The following is a 21,753-nucleotide window of genomic DNA, read 5'->3' as shown; positions in this document are numbered from 1 at the left end:
GAGGGGCAGACCGATGCGGGCGGACGAGTACGGGTGGGCGCGGTGAGCGGTGCCGGCGCGCGGTTGCTGAAGCTGTTCGAGGGGCACCGGCTGACCCCGACCCAGCGGCGGATCGCCCACTGCATGGTCCGCCGCGCCGAGGACGCGCCGTTCCTCTCCAGCGTCGAGCTGGCGGAACTGGCCGGGGTGAGCCAGCCCTCGGTGACCCGGTTCGCCGTCGCGCTCGGCTTCGACGGCTATCCGGCGCTGCGCAGGTACCTGCGCGAGGACCGGCCGGAGGCGGAGGACGGCGAGGACGGGCGGCACACCCGCAACGCCTACCAGCAGGCCGTGTACGCCGAGATCGAGAACCTGCGGCGGCTCGCCGGACAGCTCGCCGACCCCGCGCCCGTCGTCGAGGCCGGACGTCTGCTGGCCGCCTCCCGCCCCCTGCCCGTCCTGGGGCTGCGGGCCGCCGCCGCCCAGGCGCGCGGCTTCGCGTACTTCGCGGCCAAGGTCCACCCCGACGTGCGGCTGCTGGACGAGGGCGGCTCGATGCTGGCCGACCGCCTCGACGCGGCCGTGCGGGCCGGGGCGAGCGCGCTGCTGTGCTTCGCCCTGCCGCGCCACCCGCGCGAGGTGGCGACCGCGCTGGACCACGCGCGGGAAGCCGGTCTGCGGGTGGTCACCGTCGCCGACAGCGCCTTCGCCCCCGTCGCCCGCCCCGGGGACCTGCTGCTGCCCGCCGCCGTCGGCACCGCGCTGTCCTTCGACACCGTCTGCGCGCCCATGATGCTGGGACGGGTGCTGCTGGAGGCGATGTGCGACGAGCTGCCCGACGCGCAGGCCCGGTTGGAGGAGTTCGACGCGCGCGCCGCCGAGCGGGGGCTGTTCGTCGAGTGACCCGAGCGGGTCGGCGAGGCGTCGGGGAAGGGCCGTGCGCGGGCACTTGTCGGCTTCTCAGAAGAATCTCATCCTTTCTCACTACGCTTTCCCCTACCGGAAGGCCATGACGGCACGCGGGTGAACGGAGCGGAACACCGAGAGACGAGGAGGATGTCGTGGGGCGCGGGGCCTATGCGCTGGCGAGAGTGACGGTGTACGTGCGGACGGCGGGCGTCGCCCTGTGGTGGACCGGCCTGGCGGCCGCCGCGGTCGGGCTGGCGATGCCCGGCCTGACCGGGCGGCGGATCGGGGTGCTGGCCGGTGCCGCGCTCCTCGTCGTCGCCGCCTTCGCCGCCTTCCTGGTGCGTCGCCGCCGCTGTTCGACGCTGGTGAAGGGCGCGTCCACGGCGGGCAAGTGGGTGGTGCTGCACGACCGCGCGGTCACCGTCCGCGCCTGGCTGCGGAAGCGCCGCTGGTGGCTGACCGCCGCCTTCCTGGCGGCCGTGGCCTCCTCCGCGGCCCTGCCCGCCGCGGGCGGCATGCTGCTGGCCGGCGTCGGCCTCGGCCTGCGGGCCAAGGCGGTGTGGCTGGGCTCCTGGGAGCGCGGGAACGAGAAGCTGCTGTGGGTGCGCCCGGAGTGGGCGGACGGAGGCAGCCCGGCCGGCAAGCGGGTGCGCGGCTGGGCGACCACCGGCCCGCTGGCCGGGGACGCCGCGCCGGGCGGTGCGCGCCGCCGTCCCTCGGCGGCGGCCGCCCGGGAGCGCCGCCCCCGGGCCAAGGTCACGGCCGCGGCGCGGTGAGCGCGTCGCGCTGATCCCCGCCGGAGGCGGCGACGATGTCGTCCAGGGTCTGCGGCGGCCGTACGGTGGCGAAGCGCACGCCGTCCGCACGGCCGCCGGCGTCGGCGCCGCCCTCGGCCTCGCCGTCCCCGCTCGCCGCGTCGACGGTGAAGCCGTACACGCCCGGCCGGGGCAGGCTGTTGTAGTCGAACGGGGTGGAGAAGCAGTACGCCCCCGGGTCCAGCAGCGCCACCAGGTCGCCCGCCTCCAGCGCGGGCAGTTCCCGGCCCCGGGCGACGAGGTCGCCGGCGAAGCAGCAGGGGCCGGCGACGTCCTGGACGACCCCGGGGCCCTCCTTGGGACGCCCCCGACCGTCGTAGGCCGCCACCCGCAGCGGCCACGCCTCGGGCGCGAAGACCGTCCGCACGGCCACCTGGGCGCCCGCGTGGGTGACCGCTATGGGACGGCCCCCGGCGCTCTTGGCGTACTCCACGCGGGCCAGGATCAGCCCGCACGTGGCCGGCAGCGACCGCCCGAACTCGGTGACCGGCCCGTAGCGCCCGTCGAAGAGGCCGGGGACGGTGTCCCGCAGCAGCCGGGCGTACTCGGCGAAGGTCGGGGTGATCTCGTCGGAGTCGAAGTCGACCGGGAGGCCGCCGCCGATGTCCAGGGTGTCGATCCGCCGCTCCCCGGCGGCCCGGTTGATCTCCTCGGCCGGCTCGTAGGTGGCCGCCACCCCCGCCGCCATCGTCTCCAGGGACATCCCCTGGGAGCCGACGTGGCAGTGCAGCCGGGTGATCCAGGGCCGCTCCACACAGGCGCGCACGACGAACTCGCGCGCCCCCTCGTCCCGCAGCGCGAAGCCGAACTTCGAGGTGGCGGTCGCGGTGCTCATCGCGCCGATGCTGCCGCCGCCGAGCTGCGGGTTGACCCGCAGGCCGATCGGTGAGGCGGAGGGGGAGGGGAGGGCGCCGGGGGCCATCAGGACGTCCAGCCGCTCCGGCTCCTGGCGGTTGTCGGCGTCGAGGGCGATGCCCAGCTCCAGCGCCTCGCGCAGCTCGCCCTCCGTCTTGGCGGGCGAGTCCAGCACGATGCGCTCCGGGCCCACCCCGGCGGCCCGCGCCAGGGCCAGCTCGCCGGGGCCGGCGACCTCGCAGCCCAGGCCGCAGTCGGCCGGCAGCCGCACCACCGGGACCAGGGAGGACGCCTTGACGGCGAAGGCGTGGAGCACGGGCCGGCCGGGAGCGGTCACCTCGGCGAAGGCGGCGTGGAGGGAGGCGGCCGCCTCCCGGACGGACGCCACGTCCAGCAGGGCGACGACCGGACGCTCGTCGGAGAGCAGGCCCCGTTCCACCGCCGCCCGGACGGCGAGCCGGCGGCGGGAGACGGCCCCGGCGGCGTCGGGGGAACCGGCGGACAGGGTGGCGTGGTGCGTGGAAGCAATGAGAACAAGACAAACATGCCCGTGACGCGCGGACGACACCACCTGTTGACTAGAAGTATTCACTGCCTAGAGTGTCTGTAGTGACCAATTCAAACGGAGGGCAGGGGCCATGAACGAACCGTCGGGGCCGCGACCCGTGCGGGCACCGCGCGGCACCACGCTGACCGCCCGGGGCTGGCAGCAGGAGGCCGCCCTGCGGATGCTCCGGAACAACCTCGACCCCGAGGTCGCCGAGCATCCCGAGAAGCTCGTCGTCTACGGCGGCACCGGCAAGGCGGCGCGCGACTGGCGCTCCTTCGACGCCATGGTCCGCACCCTGACCACCCTCGGGCCGGACGAGACCATGCTCGTCCAGTCCGGCCGGCCCGTCGGCGTCCTCACCACCCACGAGTGGGCGCCGCGCGTGCTCATCGCCAACTCCAACCTGGTGGGCGACTGGGCCACCTGGGAGGAGTTCCGTCGCCTGGAGGCCCTCGGGCTCACCATGTACGGCCAGATGACGGCCGGGTCCTGGATCTACATCGGCACCCAGGGCATCCTCCAGGGCACCTACGAGACCTTCGCCGCCGTCGCCGCCAAGCGCTTCGGCGGCTCCCTGACCGGGACGATCACCCTCACCGCCGGACTCGGCGGCATGGGCGGCGCCCAGCCGCTCGCGGTCACCATGAACGGCGGCGTCGCGCTCTGCGTCGACTGCGATCCGCGCGCCATCGAGCGCCGCATCGAACACCGCTACCTCGACGTGCGCGCCGACTCCCTCGACCACGCCCTGACCCTCGCCACCGAGGCCCGCGACGCCCGTCGTCCGCTGTCGATCGGCGTGCTGGGCAACGCCGCCGACGTGGTGCCCCGCCTGCTGGAGATGGGCGCGCCCGTCGACATCGTCACCGACCAGACCTCCGCCCACGACCCGCTGAGCTACCTGCCGCTGGGCGTCGACTTCGCGGACATGGCCTCCTACGCGGCCGAGAAGCCCGCCGACTTCACCGCGCGGGCGCGGGAGTCGATGGCCCGTCACGTGGAGGCCATGGTCGGCTTCATGGACGCCGGCGCCGAGGTCTTCGACTACGGCAACTCCATCCGCGGCGAGGCGAGGCTCGCCGGGTACGAGCGGGCCTTCGCCTTCCCCGGCTTCGTGCCCGCCTACATCCGACCGCTGTTCTGCGAGGGCAAGGGCCCCTTCCGGTGGGCCGCGCTGTCCGGCGACCCGAAGGACATCGCGGCCACCGACCGCGCCGTCCTCGACCTCTTCCCCGAGAACGAGTCCCTGGCCCGCTGGATCCGGCTGGCCGGGGAGCGCGTGCGGTTCCAGGGCCTGCCCGCCCGCATCTGCTGGCTCGGCTACGGAGAGCGGGACAAGGCGGGGGAGCGCTTCAACGACATGGTGGCCTCCGGCGAGCTGGCCGCCCCGATCGTCATCGGCCGCGACCACCTGGACTGCGGCTCGGTGGCCTCCCCCTACCGCGAGACCGAGGCCATGCTCGACGGCTCCGACGCCATCGCCGACTGGCCGCTGCTCAACGCCATGGTGAACGTGGCCTCCGGCGCCTCCTGGGTCTCCATCCACCACGGCGGCGGCGTCGGCATGGGTCGCTCGATCCACGCCGGCCAGGTCACCGTCGCCGACGGCACGCCGCTGGCCGCCGAGAAGATCCGCCGGGTGCTCGTCAACGACCCGGGCACGGGCGTCATCCGCCACGTCGACGCCGGATACGAACGCGCCGAGGAGGTCGCCGCCGAGCGCGGCGTCCGCGTCCCCATGCGCGAGGACGGGCCGGGCGGGGACGGGACGGGCGGGGACGGGAGCGCCGCGTGACCCCCGCACCGGCCTCCGCCCCCGCGCCGTGGCGGCGGGGCGCCTCCTTCCACGCGATGTGGCGGGACCTGCTGCCCATCGGACGGTCCCCCGGCGGGGGCTACCGGCGCCACGCCTGGACCGACGCGGACGCCGAGTGCCGCGCCTGGTTCCGGGAACAGGCCGTCGCGCGCGGCCTGGCGTACGAGGTGGACCGCAACGGCAACCAGTGGGCCTGGCTCGGCGACGGGGCCGCCGGGGACGCCGTGGTGACCGGCTCCCACCTGGACTCCGTGCCCGACGGCGGCGCCTTCGACGGCCCCCTCGGCGTGGTCTCGGCCTTCGCCGCCCTCGACGACCTCCACGAGCGGGACGCGCGTCCCACCCGCCCGCTGGCCGTCGTCAACTTCGTCGACGAGGAGGGCGCCCGCTTCGGCCTCGCCTGCGTCGGCTCCCGGCTGACCACCGGCGGGCTCACCGCGGAGCGGGCCCGCGCACTGCGGGACGCCGAGGGCACCAGCCTGCCCCGGGCCATGGAGCGCGCCGGACACGACCCCGACGCCATCGGCGCCGACCCCGAACGGCTCGCCCGCGTCGGCGCGTTCGTCGAACTCCACATCGAGCAGGGCCGCAACCTCGCCGTCGCCCCCGGCGACCACCCGGTGGGCGTCGCCTCCGCGATCTGGCCGCACGGCCGGTGGCGGTTCGACTTCCACGGCGAGGCCAACCACGCCGGGACCACCCGCCTGGAGGACCGCCGCGACCCGATGCTGACCTACGCCAACACCGTGCTGGCCGCCCGGAAGAAGGCCCGGCTGGCCGGGGCGCTGGCCACCTTCGGCAAGGTCGCCGTCGAACCGGGCGGCGTCAACGCCATCGCCTCCCTGGTCCGCGGCTGGCTCGACTCCCGCGCCCCCGACGAGGAGACCCTCGCCGCCGTGGTCGCCGAGATCGAGCGCGCGGCCGTCGAACGCGGGACGCGCGACGGGGTGCGCGTCACGGTCACCCGCGAGTCCTTCACCCCCGTCGTGGAGTTCGCCCACGACCTGCGCGACCGTCTGGCCCGCCTGCTCGGCGGCGCGCCCGTCCTGCCCACCGGGGCGGGCCACGACGCGGGCATCCTGTCCACCGCCGTCCCCACCGCCATGCTCTACGTGCGCAACCCCACCGGCGTCTCGCACTCGCCCGCCGAGTTCGCCGAGGAGGACGACTGCGCCGCCGGAGTGCGGGCACTCGCCGACGTACTGGAGGACCTGGCATGCCGGTGACCCCGACGCACCCGACGGCCCCCGCGCCGCCCGGGGCCGTGTACTGGGCCGAACACGCCTGGATCGGCGGCACCGTCGAGCCGGGCGCGGTGATCGAGACGGCCGGCGGCCGGATCGCCGCCGTCCGCACCGGGGTGCCCGTCCCGCCGCCCGGGGCCGAGCCGCTGCGCGGCCTGACCGTGCCCGGACTGGCCAACGCCCACTCCCACGCCTTCCACCGCGCCCTGCGCGGCACCGTCCAGATCGGCTCCGGGACGTTCTGGACCTGGCGCCGGGTGATGTACTCCGTCGCCGACCGCCTCACCCCCGAGAGCTACTTCGCCCTGGCCCGGGCCACGTACGCCGAGATGGCGCTGGCCGGCATCACCTGCGTGGGCGAGTTCCACTACCTCCACCACGCCCCCGGCGGCGTGCCCTACGACGACCCCAACGCCATGGGGCACGCCCTGATCGCGGCCGCCGGCGAGGCCGGCATCCGCATCACCCTCCTGGACACCTGCTACCTGGCCTCCGGCATCCTCAGCGCGCGCCGCGGCAAGGCCCCCGACCGCCACCAGCTCCGCTTCAGCGACGGCGACGCCACCGCCTGGGCCGAGCGGGCCTCCGCCCTGGAGGCGGCGAAGGCGGACCACGTCCGGGTCGGCGCGGCGATCCACTCCGTGCGGGCCGTGCCCGCCGCCGAGATGGGCACCGTCGCCGAGTGGGCCCGGGAGCGGGGCGCGCCCCTGCACGTCCACCTCTCCGAGCAGCCCGCCGAGAACGACGCCTGCCTGGCCGTCCACGGCCGCACCCCCGCCCGGCTCCTGGCCGACCACGGCGTGCTGGGCCCCGACACCACCGCCGTCCACGCCACCCACCTCACCGACACCGACATCGCCCTCCTCGGCGAGACCCGCACCCGGGTGTGCGTGTGCCCCACCACCGAACGCGACCTCGCCGACGGCATCGGCCCGGCCGTCGACCTGATGCACGTCGGCTCGCCGCTGTGCCTGGGCAGCGACAGCCACGCCGTGATCGACCTGCTGGAGGAGGCCCGCGCCCTGGAGTTGGACGAGCGGCTGCGCAGCCGCGCCCGCGGCCACTGGACCGCCGCCCAACTGCTGCGCTTCGCGGGAGAGTCCGGCCACGCCGCCCTGGGCTGGCCCGAGGCCGGGCGGCTGGAGGCCGGTCGGCTCGCCGACTTCACCACGATCGCCCTGGACTCGGTGCGCACCGCGGGCCCCCCGCCCCGGCTGGCGGCCCAGTCCGCCGTGTTCGCGGCGACCGCCGCCGACGTACGCCACACGGTCGTCGGCGGTCGCCATGTGGTGCGCGACGGAGTACACCAGAGCGTGCCGGACGTCCCCGCGGCCCTGGCGGACGCCATCCAGCAAGGAGCAGCCCGCTGATGACCACCACCACGACCGCCCCCCTCGCCGCCGCCACCAGCACCCTGGTCACCAACATCGCCACCCTGGTCACCAACGACCACGACGCCGTCGAGGACGCCGAGGACGGCCTCCTCGGACTGGTCCGGGACGCGGCCGTCGTCATCGCCGGCGACCGCGTCGCCTGGGTCGGCGCGGCGGACCGGGCGCCCGCCGCCGACAACCGCGTCGACGCGGGCGGCCGGACGCTGCTGCCCGGCTTCGTCGACTCCCACTCCCACCTGCTCTTCGCCGGCGACCGCGGCGAGGAGTTCGCCGCCCGCATGTCCGGCCGCCCCTACACCGCGGGCGGCATCCGCACCACCGTCGAGGCCACTCGCGCCGCCCCGGACGAGCGGCTCGCCGCGAACCTCGTCCGCCACGTCCGCGAGGCGCTGCGCCAGGGCACCACCACCCTGGAGACCAAGTCGGGCTACGGCCTCACCGTCGAGGACGAGGCCCGCGCGCTGCGGATCGCCGAGGAGCACGTGGACGAGGTCACCTACCTCGGCGCCCACGTCGTCCCGCCCGAGTACGCCGACGACCCGGCCGGCTACGTCGACCTCGTCACCGGCCCGATGCTGGACGCCTGCGCCCTGCACGCCCGCTGGGTGGACGTCTTCTGCGAGCGGGGCGCCTTCGACGGCGACCAGGCCCGCGCGATCCTCACCGCCGGGATGGCCCGCGGACTCGTCCCGCGCGTCCACGCGGGCCAGCTCGGCCCCGGCCCCGGCGTCCGGCTCGCCGTCGAACTCGACGCGGCCTCCGCCGACCACTGCACCCACCTGACCGACGCCGACGTCGACGCCCTGGCGAACAGCCGCACGGTCGCCACCCTGCTGCCCGGCTGCGACTTCTCCACCCGCGCGCCCTACCCCGACGCGCGCCGCCTGCTGGACGCGGGCGTCACCGTCGCGCTGTCCACCGACTGCAACCCGGGCTCGTCGTACACCAGTTCCATGCCCTTCTGCGTGGCCCTCGCCGTCCGGGAGCTGGGGATGACGCCCGACGAGGCCGTCTGGGCCGCCACCGCGGGCGGTGCCGCCGCCCTGCGCCGCATCGACATCGGGCGCGTGACGCCCGGCGCGCGCGCCGACCTCGTGCTCCTGGACGCCCCCTCGCACGTCCATCTGGCCTACCGGCCCGGCGTCCCGCTGGTGGCGGCCGTCTGGCAGCGCGGCACGCGCGTGCTGTGACTTTTCTCATGGTCCGGTCCCGCGGTCCGACCGCGGGGGCGGCCCGGGAACGGCCCGGGCCGCCCCGGCAGGTGCCGGGGCGGCCCGATGGGTCGGTGCGCGGGGCGCCGGCGGGGATCACTCCTCGACCAGCAACCCCTTGCGGAGTTTGCCCAGCGTCCGCGAGAGCAGACGGGAGACATGCATCTGGGAGATCCCCAGTTCCTCGCCGATCTCGGACTGGGTCATGTTCGCCACGAAGCGCAGGGAGAGGATTCTGCGGTCGCGCGGCGAGAGCTCGGCGATCAGCGGCTTGAGGGACTCCACGTACTCGATGCCCTCCAGCCCGTGGTCCTCGTAGCCGATGCGGTCCGCGAGGGCGCCCTCCGTCTCGTCCTCCTCGGGCTGGGCGTCGAGCGAGCTGGCGGTGTAGGCGTTGCTGGCCGCCATCCCCTCGATCACCTCGTCCCGGGAGATGCCCAGCCGGTCGGCGAGTTCGCCGACGGTGGGGGAGCGGTCGAGCTGCTGCGCGAGCTCGTCGCCGGCCTTGGCCAGGTCCAGGCGGAGCTCCTGGAGGCGGCGCGGGACGCGCACGGACCAGGAGGTGTCGCGGAAGAAGCGCTTGATCTCTCCGACGATCGTCGGCATCGCGAAGGTCGGGAACTCGACCCCGCGTCCGATCTCGAAGCGGTCGATCGCCTTGATCAGCCCGATGGTGCCGACCTGGACGATGTCCTCCATGGGTTCGCTGCGGGAGCGGAACCGGGCGGCGGCGAACTTCACCAGGGCGAGATTGAGCTCGACGAGGGTGTTGCGGACGTACGCGTACTCGTGCGTGCCCTCCTGCAGCGTCGCCAGACGCTCGAAGAGGGTCTTGGACAGGGCTCGCGCATCCAGCGGCCCCACCTCGTCGTACGGCGGGATGTCGGGGAGCCGGAGCCGGTCGGAAAGGCGCTCGGCCTGTTCCGGGCTCACCTCCGGAAGCCCGCTCCCGGTGTGTTCGGGCGAGACGATCGACGACGCGGTGGGCGATTCGTCGAGCCGGGGTGACATGGTGTCCTCCATCGTTCTCGGCATATGGCTGCCGAAGCCGTTCCTGCACTACGGGGTGCGGCGCCTCCAAAGCCGACGTGTTTTCGGGGTTTCTCCTACGCCTACCTGCTCCCACGGGAACATGGCAAGTGGTGGTTGTCCGAATATGACCCAATGTGCTGGTTGTGCGGCTACCGGTTGCGGCGGTAAAGGCGTAGGGTTCGAACGTCCATCTTCTGACGGCAGTGATCGGCCACTCGACGAAAGTGAAGGGGTGTGCATGGACCGCGGGATGCCCGGCAGCACCAGCCACCGGGGCCGGCTGACGGTCGACGTGGAGCGCCATGGCGCGAGTCTGGTGGTGACGCCGGACGGCGAACTCGACCACCACACCGCCGATCTGCTGCGCGAACCGCTGGAGGGCGCGCTCGAGGACGGCTGCAAGCTGGTCGTCGTGGACTGCTCGCGACTGGAGTTCTGCGACTCCACCGGTCTCAACGTCCTCCTGGGCGCCAGGCTGAAGGCCGAGGCCGCCGGCGGCGGGATCCACCTGGCCGGAATGCGACCGGTCGTGGCGCGTGTGTTCGAGATCACAGGTGCCGACGGTGTGTTCGCCCTGCACGAAACCCTGGCCGACGCCCTGAAGGAAACGGCACAGTCCTAGGGGCTTCCCTTCCGTCCGCGCCCCGGTGGCGTGACCGGAGCGTTACACGGAGAACACGGTTCCACCGGAATCCAGTGGTGTTCTCGCGGCGCGGCCGGGCAGGAGAGTCCTGAAATGCCTCCGAAGCAGTTGTCCGCAGATCGAGCGAGAACCGACGAATTGGTCAATCGGTGAGGTGAAGCACTGATGAGCACCACCCGACCGCAACCGGCGGGCGATCGCGGCCCGGAGCCGGAGGGCACGGCCGCGACCGCAGCCGCACCGGTCGGTCAGGTGCGCGAGATGCGCCAGGTTCGAAGGCTGCGACTCATGGGGGCCAGTGGCGCCGTGCCGCGCGCCCGTGACTTCACCCGTCAGGCCCTGCACGACTGGGGCTGGCTGCCCGCGGCCACCGCCGAACAGCGCGCCGCCGCCGAGGACGCCCTGCTCGTCGTCTCCGAACTGGTGACGAACGCCTGCCTGCACGCGGACGGTCCCGAGGAGGTGCGGATAGGCTTCGGCCCCAAGCTGCTGCGGATCGAGGTCGCCGACCGGGGCACGGGCCTTCCCTCGCCCCGCACCCCGCACCGGCCCGGACGTCCCGGCGGCCACGGGATGTTCATCGTCCAGCGTCTCTGCCTGGACTGGGGCGTGGTCCGCAACCCCGACGGAACGCCCGGGAAGACGGTCTGGGCGGAACTGGCCGGGCCGGACGCCGACTGAGCCGCCCTCGCCACCGGAGCGTCCACGATCCTCACCGCCGGGTCCCGCCAGGGGCTCGGCGCAGTCGTGTCCAGGGGAGACGGCGGGGCCGTCGAGGCGGTCCGGCGCCCGCGCGGAGGCCGAACCGGGAACGAGCCGGAAACGAGTCGGGCCCCGGTCCCGTCACGGGACCGGGGCCCGACTCGTTTCCGGCTCGCCCGCGGGGCCGGACAGGGCGAAAGGCCCCGCGGGCGGCGCCCCCGCGGGTGCTACCGCACGCCGCCCATCAGGGCGCGGATGTGCTTCCCGGCGGTCATGAAGGCGAAGCCCGCGACCACGGCGATGACGCCCCACATCGTGTAGTAGGCCGCGTCGCCCATCGGCTCGTTGAGCTGGGTGGCCCAGCCGTTGAGGGCGTTGCCGGTGGCGGTGGCGAGGAACCACAGGCCCATGATCTGGCCGACGAACTGCTTCGGGGCCAGCTTGGTCGACAGGGACAGGCCCACCGGCGACAGGCACAGCTCGCCGATCGTCTGGAGCAGGTACACGCCCAGCAGCCAGAAGACGGTGACCTTGCCGGTCTCGCTGTTCGCCGCCGCGGCGCCCGCCAGGCCCATCAGGCCGAAGGAACCGCCGATGAGCAGCATGGCCAGCGAGAACTTCATCGGGGCGCTGGGCTCGCGGTTGCGCTTGGCCAGCCAGACCCACAGGCTCGCGAAGAGCGGCGCCAGGACGATGATCATGAACGGGTTGACCGACTGGAACCAGGAGGCCGGGAACTCCCAGCCGCCGATCATGCGGTCGGTGTCGTTGTCCGCGAAGATCGTCAGCAGCGAGCCGGACTGGTCGTAGATCATCCAGAACAGCACGGCGGTGACGAAGAACCACACGAACGCCTTGACGCGCGGCCGGTCCTCGCCGGTCAGCTCCGGGTTCCGGTACATCGAGACGAAGTACAGGATCGGCACGACGACGCCGAGGACGGCCAGGAAGTTCACCACGTGCTCGATGTCGTAGGTGCCCAGGGCCAGGTCCACCAGCAGCGCGGCGACGGCCAGGCCGGTCCACAGCGCGGCCTTGCGCAGCACGGAGCGCTTCTCCTCCGGCGAGGCCGGGGTGCCGGGGTGCCGGCCGACGTCGCCGAGGTGCCGACCGCCCAGGACGTACTGGACGACGGCCAGGGTCATGCCGATGCCGGCGGCGGCGAAGCCCAGGTGCCAGTTGACGTTCTCGCCGAGGTAGCCGACCACCAGCGGCGCGAACAGGCCGCCGATGTTGATCGACATGTAGAAGATGGTGAAGCCGGCGTCGCGGCGGGCGCTGGGCTGCCCCTCGTAGAGGCCGCCGACCATGGCCGAGATGTTCGGCTTGAGCAGGCCGGTGCCGACGGCGATCAGGGCCAGGCCGATGAAGAACGCCACGTCGGACGGGATCGCCAGCGTGTAGTGGCCCGCCGCGATGATGATGCCGCCCACCAGGACGGCCTTGCGGGCCCCCCAGAGTCGGTCGGCCACCCAGCCGCCGGGCATGGCGGCCATGTACACGACGGCGTTGTAGACGCCGTAGATCGCCGCGGCGAGGGCCTCACGGTCGGCGAGCGGACCGTCGAGGACGCCCGCGATCAGGTAGAGGACGAGGATGGCGCGCATTCCGTACCAGGAGAAGCGCTCCCACATCTCCGTCATGAAGAGTGTGGCCAGACCGCGGGGGTGGCCGAAGAAGGTCTTGTCGGACGGACCGACGGAGTCCTTCGTCAGACTGGACGCCATGGTGGTGGTTCCTTGCTCGGTCGGGACGCGTGCGATGTGGTGCACACGCGCCCGAGGCGGTTGGTCGGCCCCGGTCCCGCGCCCCCACCCCTCGCGCGTCCGGCCCTGACCGACAGGTGCTTGGGCGTTGCCATGCGACCGGGGCCCGGACGGGCCGGCGACCCGGCCCGCGGGAGCCCGTGCGGGGCTCCTCGGCCTCTTCAGCAAGGAGGCCCCTGACGCGATGCGTATGCGTCAAAGGCCGCCGCTCCTGGACAAACGCCAGGGGTCAGGGTACGACACCCCGTGTCGGGCGCCCGAGGGGTACCCGGGGAGAGGAGGCGCATTTCACACCGGCACCGGGAACGCCGGCCGGGTTCGCGCGAGTCCCGCACACATCTCCGGAGGCACCCCCGCGAGGTCTACCATCAGGCCATGACCCGAGTACTGCTCGCCGAGGACGACGCCTCCATCTCGGAGCCGCTGGCCCGTGCCCTCCGCCGCGAAGGGTACGAGGTCGAGGTGCGCGAGGACGGTCCCAGCGCCCTGGAGACCGGACAGCACGGAGAGGTCGACCTGCTCGTGCTGGACCTCGGTCTGCCCGGCATGGACGGCCTGGAGGTCTGCCGCCGGCTGCGCACCGAGGGGCACACGTTCCCGGTCCTGGTGCTGACCGCCCGCGCCGACGAGGTGGACACCGTCGTCGGTCTGGACGCCGGCGCCGACGACTACGTCACCAAGCCGTTCCGCCTCGCCGAGCTGCTCGCCCGGGTGCGGGCCCTGCTGCGGCGGGGCGCCGTCGAGCCCGCCCAGCCCACCGCGACCCACGGCGTGCGCATCGACGTCGAGTCGCACCGGGCCTGGATGGGCGACGAGGAGCTCCAGCTCACGGCGAAGGAGTTCGACCTGCTGCGGGTGCTGGTGCGCGACGCGGGCCGCGTGGTCACCCGCGAACAGCTCATGCGCGAGGTGTGGGACACCACCTGGTGGTCGTCGACCAAGACCCTCGACATGCACATCTCCTGGCTGCGGAAGAAACTCGGTGACGACGCGGCCAACCCCCGCTACATCGCCACGGTCCGCGGCGTCGGCTTCCGCTTCGAGAAGGACTGACCGGCCCCGGGGGCCCCGAAGACCTGGAAGGGCTGACGCCGAGCCGTGCGCAGACGTCTGATCAACTCCACGCTCGCCGTGGTCCTCGTCGTGATCGCCGTCTTCGGGGTCTCGCTGGTCATCGTCGAGACCCGCACCATCGAGGAGAGCGCCCACGAGAGCGTCCGGTCCGACGCCGCGCGGCTGGTCTCGGTCGTCGAGAGCCGCGTCGTCGCCAAGGAGCGGGTGACCGCCGAGACCATGCGCTCCCAGGTGCCCGGGGACCGCCACGTCCGCATCGAGCTGCCCGGACGGAGCCCCATCGAGCTGGGCGAACGCCCCGGGGGCGACACCATCGAGGGGCGCGCGACCGGCTCGGGAGGCGTGTCCGTCACCGTCCGGCTCCCCAGCAGCACGGTCCGTGCCGAGGTGGCCCGGACCCTGTTGATCATCCTCGCGGTGGCGCTGCTCGCGGTGATCGCGGCGGTGTTCCTGGCCGTCCGGCAGGCCCGTCGGGTCGCGGCCCCGCTCACCGACCTCGCCGAGACCGCCGAGCGGCTCGGCTCCGGCGACCCCCGCCCCCGGCACCGCCGCTACGGGGTGCCCGAGCTGGACCGGGTGGCGGACGTGCTGGACGCCAGCGCCGAGCGGATCGCCCGGATGCTCACCGCCGAGCGACGACTGGCCGCGGACGCCTCCCACCAGCTCCGCACGCCGCTGACGGCGCTGTCCATGCGGCTGGAGGAGATCGTCACGGCGGCCGACGCCGCCGACGCCGCGCCGACCACCGACAAGGAGGCCACCGCCACCATCCGCGAGGAGGCGATGATCGGCCTGGCCCAGGTGGAGCGGCTGACCGACGTGGTGCAGCGGCTGCTGACCAACTCGCGCGACCCCCGCTCGGGCTCCGCCGTGGGCTTCGACCTGGACGAGGTGGTCAAGCAGCAGATCGAGGAGTGGCGCCCGGCGTACCGCAAGGCCGGCCGGGCCGTCGTCCGCTCCGGCCGGCAGGGCCTGCGGGCGGTGGGCACCCCGGGCGCGGTGGCACAGGTGCTCGCCACGCTGATCGAGAACGCCCTGATGCACGGTGACGGTACGGTCGCCCTGCGCACCCGCATCGCCGGCAACCAGGTGGTGGTCGAGGTCACGGACGAGGGGCCGGGCGTCGATCCGTCGCTGGGCGCCCGCGTCTTCGAGCGCACGGTCAGCGGGCGCAACTCCACGGGCCTGGGGCTGGCCGTCGCCCGCGACCTGGCGGAGGCGGACGGCGGACGGTTGGAGCTACTTCAGCAGCACCCGCCGGTCTTCGCGCTTTTTCTCAGCCGGGACGTCGAGGGCCCGGCCGCCGGCTGAGCCGCCGCGGAAGACCCAGGTGCGGTAGGACCAGAAGCGGAAGACCGTGGCGATGCCCATGCCCACGACGTTCTTGGCGATGTTGTCGGCGAGCGGCGAGGTGAAGCCCAGGGCGTAGTGCGAGACGGCCAGGGCGCCGTTCTCGATCACCAGGCCGACGCCGCTGAACAGCAGGAAGAGACCCGCCTCCCGGGACATCCGGCTCTTGTCGCTGTGCCGGTACGTCCAGTAGCGGTTGCCCAGGTAGTTGGTGCCGATGGCGACCGCCGTCGCCATCACCCCCGACCGCACCGGGGCCAGGCCCAGTCCGTGGAGGCAGAGGTTGAAGACGGCGACGTTGACGAGGAAGCCCAGGGCGCCCACCGTGCCGAACTTGGCGGCCTCGCGGCGGAGCCGCCGGAGGCGGACGCGCAGTGTGTGCCGTTCGTCCATGGAGATCCCCATAGAGATCCGCTGCCCCGTTCCGCCGGCCCGCGCCGGCCGTCTGTCGGCTTCCGTGGCTCGCCATGCTATCCGTGGCGCCGGCCGCGGCCCTACGCCGGACGGAGTACCCCCGGGCCCGGCCGATAGGCTACGACTGTGACATTTCCTGTGATCGGCATGGTCGGCGGCGGTCAGCTCGCGCGGATGACCCACGAGGCGGGCATCCCCCTCGGGGTCAGGTTCAGGCTGCTCAGTGACACTCCACAGGACTCCGCCGCCCAAGTGGTCCGCGACGTCGTCGTCGGCGACTACCGCGACCTGGACACGCTGCGTGACTTCGCCCGGGGCTGCGACGTGATCACGTTCGACCACGAGCACGTCCCGACCGAGCATCTGCGCGTCCTGGAAGCGGAGGGCATCCCCGTGCGGCCCGGTCCCGACGCGCTGGTGCACGCGCAGGACAAGGGCGTGATGCGGGCGCGTCTCACCGAGATCGGCATCCCCTGCCCCCGGCACCGCATCGTGGCGGACCCGGCGGACGTGGCGCGCTTCGCGGCCGAGACCGGCGGCTGGCCGGTCGTCCTCAAGACCGTCCGCGGCGGCTACGACGGCAAGGGCGTGTGGGTGGTGCGCTCCGAGGAGGAGGCGGCCGCCCCGTTCCGCGCGGGCGTGGCGGTGCTGGCCGAGGAGAAGGTCGACTTCGTCCGCGAGCTGGCGGCCAACGTGGTCCGCTCCCCGCACGGCCAGGCCGTGGCGTACCCGGTGGTGGAGTCCATCCAGGTGAACGGCGTCTGCGACACCGTGATCGCCCCGGCGCCCGACCTGTCGCCCGAGCTGTCCGGCCAGGCCCAGGAGCTGGCGCTGACGGTGGCGAGGGAGCTGGGCGTCGTCGGGCACCTGGCGGTCGAGCTGTTCGAGACCGGCGACGGCCGCATCCTGGTCAACGAGCTGGCCATGCGCCCCCACAACAGCGGCCACTGGACCCAGGACGGCGCGGTCACCTCGCAGTTCGCCAACCACCTGCGGGCCGTGCTCGACCTCCCGCTCGGCGACCCGCGCCCGCGCGAGCCGTGGACGGTGATGGTCAACGTGCTCGGCGGCGACTACCCCGACATGTACCAGGGCTACCTCCACTGCATGGCCCGCGACCCGCGGCTGAAGATCCACATGTACGGCAAGGACGTGAAGCCCGGCCGCAAGGTGGGCCACGTCACCACCTACGGCGACGATCTGGCGGACGTCCGCGAGCGCGCCGCCCACGCCGCCGCCTACCTGCGAGGGACCATCACCGAATGAGCAACGCCCCCCGTTCCGGTTCCGCCCCCGTCGTGGGCATCGTCATGGGCTCCGACTCCGACTGGCCCGTCATGGAGGCCGCGGCCAAGGCCCTGGAGGAGTTCGAGGTCCCCCACGAGGTGGACGTGGTCTCCGCGCACCGGATGCCGCACGAGATGATCGCCTACGGCGACCGGGCCGCGGACCGCGGCCTGAAGGCGATCATCGCGGGCGCCGGAGGAGCGGCCCACCTGCCGGGCATGCTGGCCTCCGTCACCCCGCTGCCGGTGATCGGCGTTCCGGTGCCGCTGGAGCACCTGGACGGCATGGACTCCCTGCTGTCCATCGTCCAGATGCCCGCCGGGGTCCCCGTCGCCACGGTCTCGATCGGCGGCGCCCGCAACGCCGGACTGCTCGCCGTGCGGATGCTGGCGGCCCACGACCCGGCCCTGCGGGAGCGGATGGAGCGCTTCCAGGCGGAGCTGAAGAAGCAGGCCGAGGAGAAGGGGCGCCGGCTGCGGGCCAAGGTCGCCGCGGGCGACGCGGGCTTCGGCTTCGGGGGGCGGTGAGATGGCCCGCACCGGGGAGACGCTGGAGCGGGCCCGCGCGCTGCTGGCCGCCCACCCCGTCGTCGACGGCCACAACGACCTGCCGTGGGCGCTGCGCGAGCAGGTCGCCTACGACCTCGACCGGCGCGACATCGCGAGCGACCAGTCGGCCCATCTGCACACCGACATCCCGCGGTTGCGGGCGGGCGGGGTGGGGGCGCAGTTCTGGTCCGTCTACGTGCGCACGGACCTGACGGGCGACGCCGCCGTCAGCGCCTGCCTGGAACAGATCGACGTGGTGCGGCGGCTGGCCGACCGTTACCCGGACGACCTGCGGCTCGCCTTCACGGCCGACGACATGGAGGCGGCGCGCGCCGAGGGCCGCATCGCCTCGCTGATGGGCGCCGAGGGCGGCCACTCCATCAACAACTCCCTGGCCACGCTGCGCGCCCTGTACCGCCTGGGCGTGCGCTACATGACGCTCACCCACAACGACACCATCGACTGGGCGGACTCGGCCACCGACGCCCCCCGCCACGACGGCCTGACCCGCTTCGGCGAGGAGGTCGTACGGGAGATGAACCGGCTGGGGATGCTGGTGGACCTCTCGCACGTGGCGCCGGCCACCATGCGCGACGCGCTGCGGGTCTCCACGGCGCCCGTGATCTTCTCGCACTCCTCCGCCCGCGCGGTCTGCGACCACCCGCGGAACGTCCCCGACGACGTGCTGGAGGGGCTGGCGGCCAACGGCGGTGTGGCCATGGCCACATTCGTGCCGAAGTTCGTCCTCCCCGCCGCCGTCGCCTGGACCGAGGCCGCCGACGAGAACATGCGCGCCCACGGCCTGCATCCCCTGGACGGCACCGAGAGGGGCCGGGAGGTCCAACGGGCCTTCGAGGAGGCCCATCCGCGCCCGGTCGCCACGGCGGCGACGGTCGCCGACCATCTGGACCACATGCGCGAGGTCGCGGGCATCGACCACATCGGCATCGGCGGCGACTTCGACGGCACGGCCTTCACCCCGTCCGATCTGAGCGATGTGTCCGGATATCCGAATCTGGTGGCCGAGTTGCTGGACCGTCACTGGTCCGAGGCCGACCTGGCCAAGCTGACCTGGGGCAACGCGGTGCGGGTGCTCCGCGACGCGGAGGCCGTCGCGCGGGACGAGCAGGCCCGGCGCGGCCCCTCGATCGCCACCATCGAACAGCTCGACGGATGACGCCGAACCCCCTTCGGTGACGTAACTCACGAGCGGGATCTCCGAGCCCGTCGCACTCCGTGCGGCCGGAGATCCCGCTCGGTCATATCCGCTGGTCATGGGCCGGTGTTGACGGAATGTCAGCGCGGCGGAATGTCGCCCTCGGAGACGGATTCGTCGCGCAGGGTCACAAATGAGACGTAGGCAATAGCAGCGAAACGGGCTTCCTGTGACCCATCGGCTTGTTGCGGCGGAAACGTTGTGTTTACGGTTCTGGCCGCGCCGTACGAACGTGCGGCGGCTCGCTGTCGGTACGCCGAATCCTGCCGACGGCAGCGGGCTGGACCATCCACACCGCCATCGGCAGGAGCGGGGGACCCAAGGTAAGCGCCGGACCGTGTCCGCACGGGACGGCTTGGGGTGAAGCCGTGTCACGACCCGACGTCGTGGCCCACACGGCCGGGCAACTCCAGCCCGAACCCGACAGCTCACCTCGCAGGCGTAGGAGAGGAGCCCCCTTATGTCCGCACGCGGACGTCATCGTCGTGCCCGCGCCGGCCGCCTCACCCGCCTGTCCCTGGCCATCTCGGTGGGCAGCGCCGGTGTGGCCCTGCCCCTGATCGCCGCCGGCAACGCCAACGCCGCCTCCGTCGACACCTGGGACCGCGTCGCCCAGTGCGAGAGCACGGGCAACTGGAGCATCAACACCGGCAACGGCTTCTACGGCGGTCTGCAGTTCACCCAGAGCACCTGGGAGGCCTTCGGCGGCACCCAGTACGCCCCGCGCGCAGACCTGGCCACCAAGGACCAGCAGATAGCCATCGCCGAGAAGGTCCTGGAGGGTCAGGGCCCGGGCGCTTGGCCGGTCTGCTCGGTCAAGGCCGGTCTGACCAAGGGCGGCCCCGCTCCCGCCGTCTCCCCCGACGGGAAGAGCGAGGCGAACGAGCAGCAGGCTCCGGCCGCCCAGGAGCAGCAGGCTCCCAAGGCCGAGCCCAAGGCCGAGGAGCAGGCCCAGCCGGAGCGCGCCGACCGCACCGAGCGGGCCGAGTCGACCGCCAAGACCACCTCCTACAAGGTCGTCAACGGCGACACCCTGTTCAAGATCGCCCGTGCCCACGACATCGCGGGCGGCTGGCAGGAGGTCTACGAGGACAACCGCCAGGTCATCGGCGACGACCCCAACCTGATCTACCCGGGCCAGAAGCTCTCCCTGGGCGGCGTCGCCGTCCAGCAGAAGGCCGCCGCCAAGCCGGAGGCCAAGCCGGAGGCCAAGGCCGAGCAGAAGGTGGAGAAGGCCGAGACCAACTCCCAGCCCGCGCAGCAGTCGATCGAGCGGGCCGACCGGAGCGCCGGCGCGTCCACCGACGTCTCCAGCGGCTACACCGCCCCGGTGAACGCCACCCCGTCCGGCTCCTACAAGGCCGCGGGCGCCCGCTGGTCCAACGGCCACACGGGTGAGGACTTCCCCGCCGCCTCCGGCACTCCGGTGAAGGCCGTCACCAACGGCACCGTGGTCTCCGCCGGTTGGGGCGGTGCCTACGGCAACCAGGTCGTCATCCGGCACGACGACGGCCGCTACAGCCAGTACGGCCACCTGTCCTCGATCTCGGTCGGCACCGGCCAGAAGGTCACCGTCGGCCAGCAGATCGGCGCGGTCGGCTCCACCGGCAACAGCACCGGCCCGCACCTGCACTTCGAGGTGCGCACCGGCGCCGGCTACGGCACGGACATCGACCCCCTGGCCTACCTGCGGGCCAACGGCGTCAACATCTGAGCCGTGCCACACGGCCCGACACGGGCCGCGTGACCCCTCCCCTGGGACGGCAAGAGGCGGGCGGGGCGCGGAGTGTGAACACTCCGCGCCCCGCCCGCCTCGTCCGTTCGCGGGGCGTCCGCGACCCGTTCGCGGCCCTTCCCGCGTGACGCGGTCAGTCGACGCAGAGACAGAAGGGGTGCCCCGCCGGGTCCAGGTAGACCCGGAAGTCGCGCTTGCCGCCGTCGTCGCCCTCGACGAGCCTCGCCCCCAGCTCCAGCGCCTCCCGCTCGGCCGCGTCCAACTCCTCCCTCGGCACGTAGAAGTCGAAGTGGAACTGCTGCGAGTGCTCGGCGCTCGGCCACTGGGGCGGCACGTGGCCGGGGGCCTCCTGGAAGGCCAGCGTCCGGCCCCGCAGCGCGCCCGAGTCGAACGTCACCTCGACCCAGCGGCCCTCGCCCTCGACCCTCCCGCCCAACATGCGCGCGTAGAACTCGGCGAGCTTCCCCGGCTCCGGGCAGTCCAGTACGACGACGGTCTTCAGTGTGGTGATGGCCATGGTGCTCCTCCTGTGTCGTGGTTTCCGCGTTCCCGTCTTCGTTACCTCTTAAGGGCTCCAACCAGTAACGAGTTACCTCATGATGGCCCTCCGGCGGTAACGTGGCAAGGGTGGAACAGCCGGAGGACCGGGATCCCACGCCGCCGGGGCTCCGCCTGGTACGGGATCTGATCAACACCCTGAACGTGGAGGCGGGCACCGACGCCCTCGCCACCGCGGACGGTCTCGCCGCGTTCGCGCACGACCACGGGTTGACCGGGCTCGGACTGGCCAAACGCGACCTTCCGGCCATCGTCGGACTGCGCGAGGGCCTGCGCGCCGCCTGTCTGGCCCACACGGGCGTCCGGATGCCCGAGGAGACGGCGGCCGAGCTGGCCGCGCTGCTGCGCCGCGCACCGCTCACCGTGGCCGTCGACGAGGAGGGGACGGCCACGCTCGAACCCGCCGACGTCCCCCCGGGCGCCGCGGCGTTCACCGCCCGGATCGCCCTCGCCGTGGCCACCGCCGCGGGCGACGGCACCTGGACCCGCCTCAAGGTGTGCGAGGCCCACGACTGCCGCTGGGCGTACTACGACAGGAGCCCGGCCGGCCGCAGGCGCTGGTGCACCATGGCCGTCTGCGGCAGCCGGGCGAAGATGCGGACGTACCGCGCGCGACGGTCGTCCGGAGGGTAGGCCCCGCCCCGCGCGGCCACGG

At 73.4% G+C, this 21,753-nt stretch carries 20 protein-coding genes and 1 riboswitch; of the genes, 15 read left to right on the top strand and 5 right to left on the bottom strand.

The genetic code is table 11. From position 1 onward, the window contains the following. Nucleotides 1-33: 33 nt before the first annotated feature. Nucleotides 34-882, top strand: a complete 849-nt coding sequence (locus tag ABD335_RS22215; protein ID WP_344326356.1) for a MurR/RpiR family transcriptional regulator — start codon at nucleotides 34-36, stop codon at nucleotides 880-882. Nucleotides 883-1,040: 158 nt separating this feature from the next. Then, a complete protein-coding gene (locus ABD335_RS22210; RefSeq protein ID WP_344326354.1) occupies nucleotides 1,041-1,664 on the top strand; it encodes a hypothetical protein in 624 nt (207 codons plus the stop codon). On the opposite strand, the gene ABD335_RS22205 is transcribed toward ABD335_RS22210, so the two are convergent. Further along, the gene (locus ABD335_RS22205) at nucleotides 1,645-3,063 is read right to left on the bottom strand and encodes a type III PLP-dependent enzyme domain-containing protein (RefSeq protein ID WP_344326860.1); all 1,419 of its coding nucleotides are present in this window, start codon (nucleotides 3,061-3,063) and stop codon (nucleotides 1,645-1,647) included. The genes ABD335_RS22210 and ABD335_RS22205 overlap by 20 nt on opposite strands. A gap of 133 nt (nucleotides 3,064-3,196) precedes the next feature. On the opposite strand from ABD335_RS22205, the gene hutU reads away from it, so the two are divergent. From hutU to hutI, 4 genes are read left to right on the top strand one after another with little or no spacing between them, the layout of a single operon-like run. Next, entirely contained in the window at nucleotides 3,197-4,903 is a 1,707-nt protein-coding gene (gene hutU, locus ABD335_RS22200; RefSeq protein ID WP_344326352.1) for a urocanate hydratase, read from the top strand. 56 nt (nucleotides 4,904-4,959) lie between these two features. Further along, complete coding sequence (locus ABD335_RS22195) at nucleotides 4,960-6,150, top strand: allantoate amidohydrolase (protein ID WP_344326859.1); 1,191 nt, start codon at nucleotides 4,960-4,962, stop codon at nucleotides 6,148-6,150. Further along, entirely contained in the window at nucleotides 6,141-7,538 is a 1,398-nt protein-coding gene (locus ABD335_RS22190) for a formimidoylglutamate deiminase (RefSeq protein ID WP_344326349.1), read from the top strand. The genes ABD335_RS22195 and ABD335_RS22190 overlap by 10 nt, the downstream gene beginning before the upstream one ends. Continuing rightward, complete coding sequence (hutI, locus tag ABD335_RS22185; protein ID WP_344326347.1) at nucleotides 7,538-8,752, top strand: imidazolonepropionase; 1,215 nt, start codon at nucleotides 7,538-7,540, stop codon at nucleotides 8,750-8,752. Before ABD335_RS22190 ends, hutI begins: the two co-directional genes overlap by 1 nt. Before the next feature lie 117 nt (nucleotides 8,753-8,869). On the opposite strand, the gene ABD335_RS22180 is transcribed toward hutI, so the two are convergent. Continuing rightward, the gene (locus ABD335_RS22180; RefSeq protein ID WP_344326345.1) at nucleotides 8,870-9,796 is read right to left on the bottom strand and encodes an RNA polymerase sigma factor SigF; all 927 of its coding nucleotides are present in this window, start codon (nucleotides 9,794-9,796) and stop codon (nucleotides 8,870-8,872) included. Between the two features lie 247 nt (nucleotides 9,797-10,043). Between ABD335_RS22180 and ABD335_RS22175 the strand changes: the two genes are divergently transcribed. Both ABD335_RS22175 and ABD335_RS22170 read left to right on the top strand, forming a co-directional pair. Then, nucleotides 10,044-10,427 (top strand): STAS domain-containing protein, encoded by a 384-nt coding sequence (locus ABD335_RS22175; protein WP_344326343.1) that lies wholly within the window; start codon nucleotides 10,044-10,046, stop codon nucleotides 10,425-10,427. Nucleotides 10,428-10,613: 186 nt separating this feature from the next. Further along, entirely contained in the window at nucleotides 10,614-11,129 is a 516-nt protein-coding gene (locus ABD335_RS22170) for an ATP-binding protein (RefSeq protein WP_344326340.1), read from the top strand. A 248-nt stretch (nucleotides 11,130-11,377) separates the two neighbouring features. Here ABD335_RS22170 and ABD335_RS22165 read toward each other — a convergent pair whose 3' ends face one another. Further along, on the bottom strand, nucleotides 11,378-12,877 hold the full coding sequence (locus ABD335_RS22165) for a peptide MFS transporter (RefSeq protein WP_344326339.1): 1,500 nt from the start codon (nucleotides 12,875-12,877) through the stop codon (nucleotides 11,378-11,380). Nucleotides 12,878-13,291: 414 nt separating this feature from the next. On the opposite strand from ABD335_RS22165, the gene ABD335_RS22160 reads away from it, so the two are divergent. Both ABD335_RS22160 and ABD335_RS22155 read left to right on the top strand, forming a co-directional pair. After that, entirely contained in the window at nucleotides 13,292-13,969 is a 678-nt protein-coding gene (locus tag ABD335_RS22160) for a response regulator transcription factor (protein WP_344326337.1), read from the top strand. Nucleotides 13,970-14,014: 45 nt separating this feature from the next. Continuing rightward, entirely contained in the window at nucleotides 14,015-15,301 is a 1,287-nt protein-coding gene (locus ABD335_RS22155; RefSeq protein ID WP_344326334.1) for an ATP-binding protein, read from the top strand. Here the strand turns inward: ABD335_RS22155 and ABD335_RS22150 are convergent. Further along, complete coding sequence (locus tag ABD335_RS22150) at nucleotides 15,230-15,733, bottom strand: GtrA family protein (RefSeq protein ID WP_344326332.1); 504 nt, start codon at nucleotides 15,731-15,733, stop codon at nucleotides 15,230-15,232. The two genes, ABD335_RS22155 and ABD335_RS22150, sit on opposite strands and share 72 nt — an antisense overlap. Before the next feature lie 147 nt (nucleotides 15,734-15,880). On the opposite strand from ABD335_RS22150, the gene ABD335_RS22145 reads away from it, so the two are divergent. The 4 genes from ABD335_RS22145 to ABD335_RS22130 all read left to right on the top strand — a co-directional run bounded on the left by ABD335_RS22145 (nucleotide 15,881) and on the right by ABD335_RS22130 (nucleotide 20,519). Beyond that, nucleotides 15,881-17,020, top strand: coding sequence for a 5-(carboxyamino)imidazole ribonucleotide synthase (locus ABD335_RS22145; RefSeq protein ID WP_344326330.1), 1,140 nt, complete (start codon nucleotides 15,881-15,883; stop codon nucleotides 17,018-17,020). Further along, a complete protein-coding gene (purE, locus tag ABD335_RS22140; protein ID WP_344326327.1) occupies nucleotides 17,017-17,568 on the top strand; it encodes a 5-(carboxyamino)imidazole ribonucleotide mutase in 552 nt (183 codons plus the stop codon). The genes ABD335_RS22145 and purE overlap by 4 nt, the downstream gene beginning before the upstream one ends. 1 nt (nucleotide 17,569) lies before the next feature. Further along, nucleotides 17,570-18,766: a dipeptidase gene (locus ABD335_RS22135; protein WP_344326325.1), complete on the top strand. Its 1,197-nt coding sequence runs from the start codon at nucleotides 17,570-17,572 to the stop codon at nucleotides 18,764-18,766. Between the two features lie 324 nt (nucleotides 18,767-19,090). Next, a riboswitch (cyclic di-AMP (ydaO/yuaA leader) is annotated at nucleotides 19,091-19,260 on the top strand. 5 nt (nucleotides 19,261-19,265) lie between these two features. Then, nucleotides 19,266-20,519, top strand: coding sequence for a transglycosylase family protein (locus tag ABD335_RS22130; RefSeq protein WP_344326324.1), 1,254 nt, complete (start codon nucleotides 19,266-19,268; stop codon nucleotides 20,517-20,519). Nucleotides 20,520-20,673: 154 nt separating this feature from the next. On the opposite strand, the gene ABD335_RS22125 is transcribed toward ABD335_RS22130, so the two are convergent. After that, the gene (locus ABD335_RS22125; protein WP_344326321.1) at nucleotides 20,674-21,057 is read right to left on the bottom strand and encodes a VOC family protein; all 384 of its coding nucleotides are present in this window, start codon (nucleotides 21,055-21,057) and stop codon (nucleotides 20,674-20,676) included. Nucleotides 21,058-21,167: 110 nt separating this feature from the next. On the opposite strand from ABD335_RS22125, the gene ABD335_RS22120 reads away from it, so the two are divergent. After that, nucleotides 21,168-21,731 (top strand): CGNR zinc finger domain-containing protein, encoded by a 564-nt coding sequence (locus tag ABD335_RS22120; RefSeq protein ID WP_344326319.1) that lies wholly within the window; start codon nucleotides 21,168-21,170, stop codon nucleotides 21,729-21,731. Nucleotides 21,732-21,753: the final 22 nt, after the last annotated feature.

This window comes from Streptomyces macrosporus, from assembly GCF_039533145.1.
GTDB classification, from domain to species: domain Bacteria; phylum Actinomycetota; class Actinomycetes; order Streptomycetales; family Streptomycetaceae; genus Streptomyces; species Streptomyces macrosporus.
Note: the sequence above shows the minus strand (reverse complement) of the source record. Positions and strands in the feature narration are given on the sequence as shown.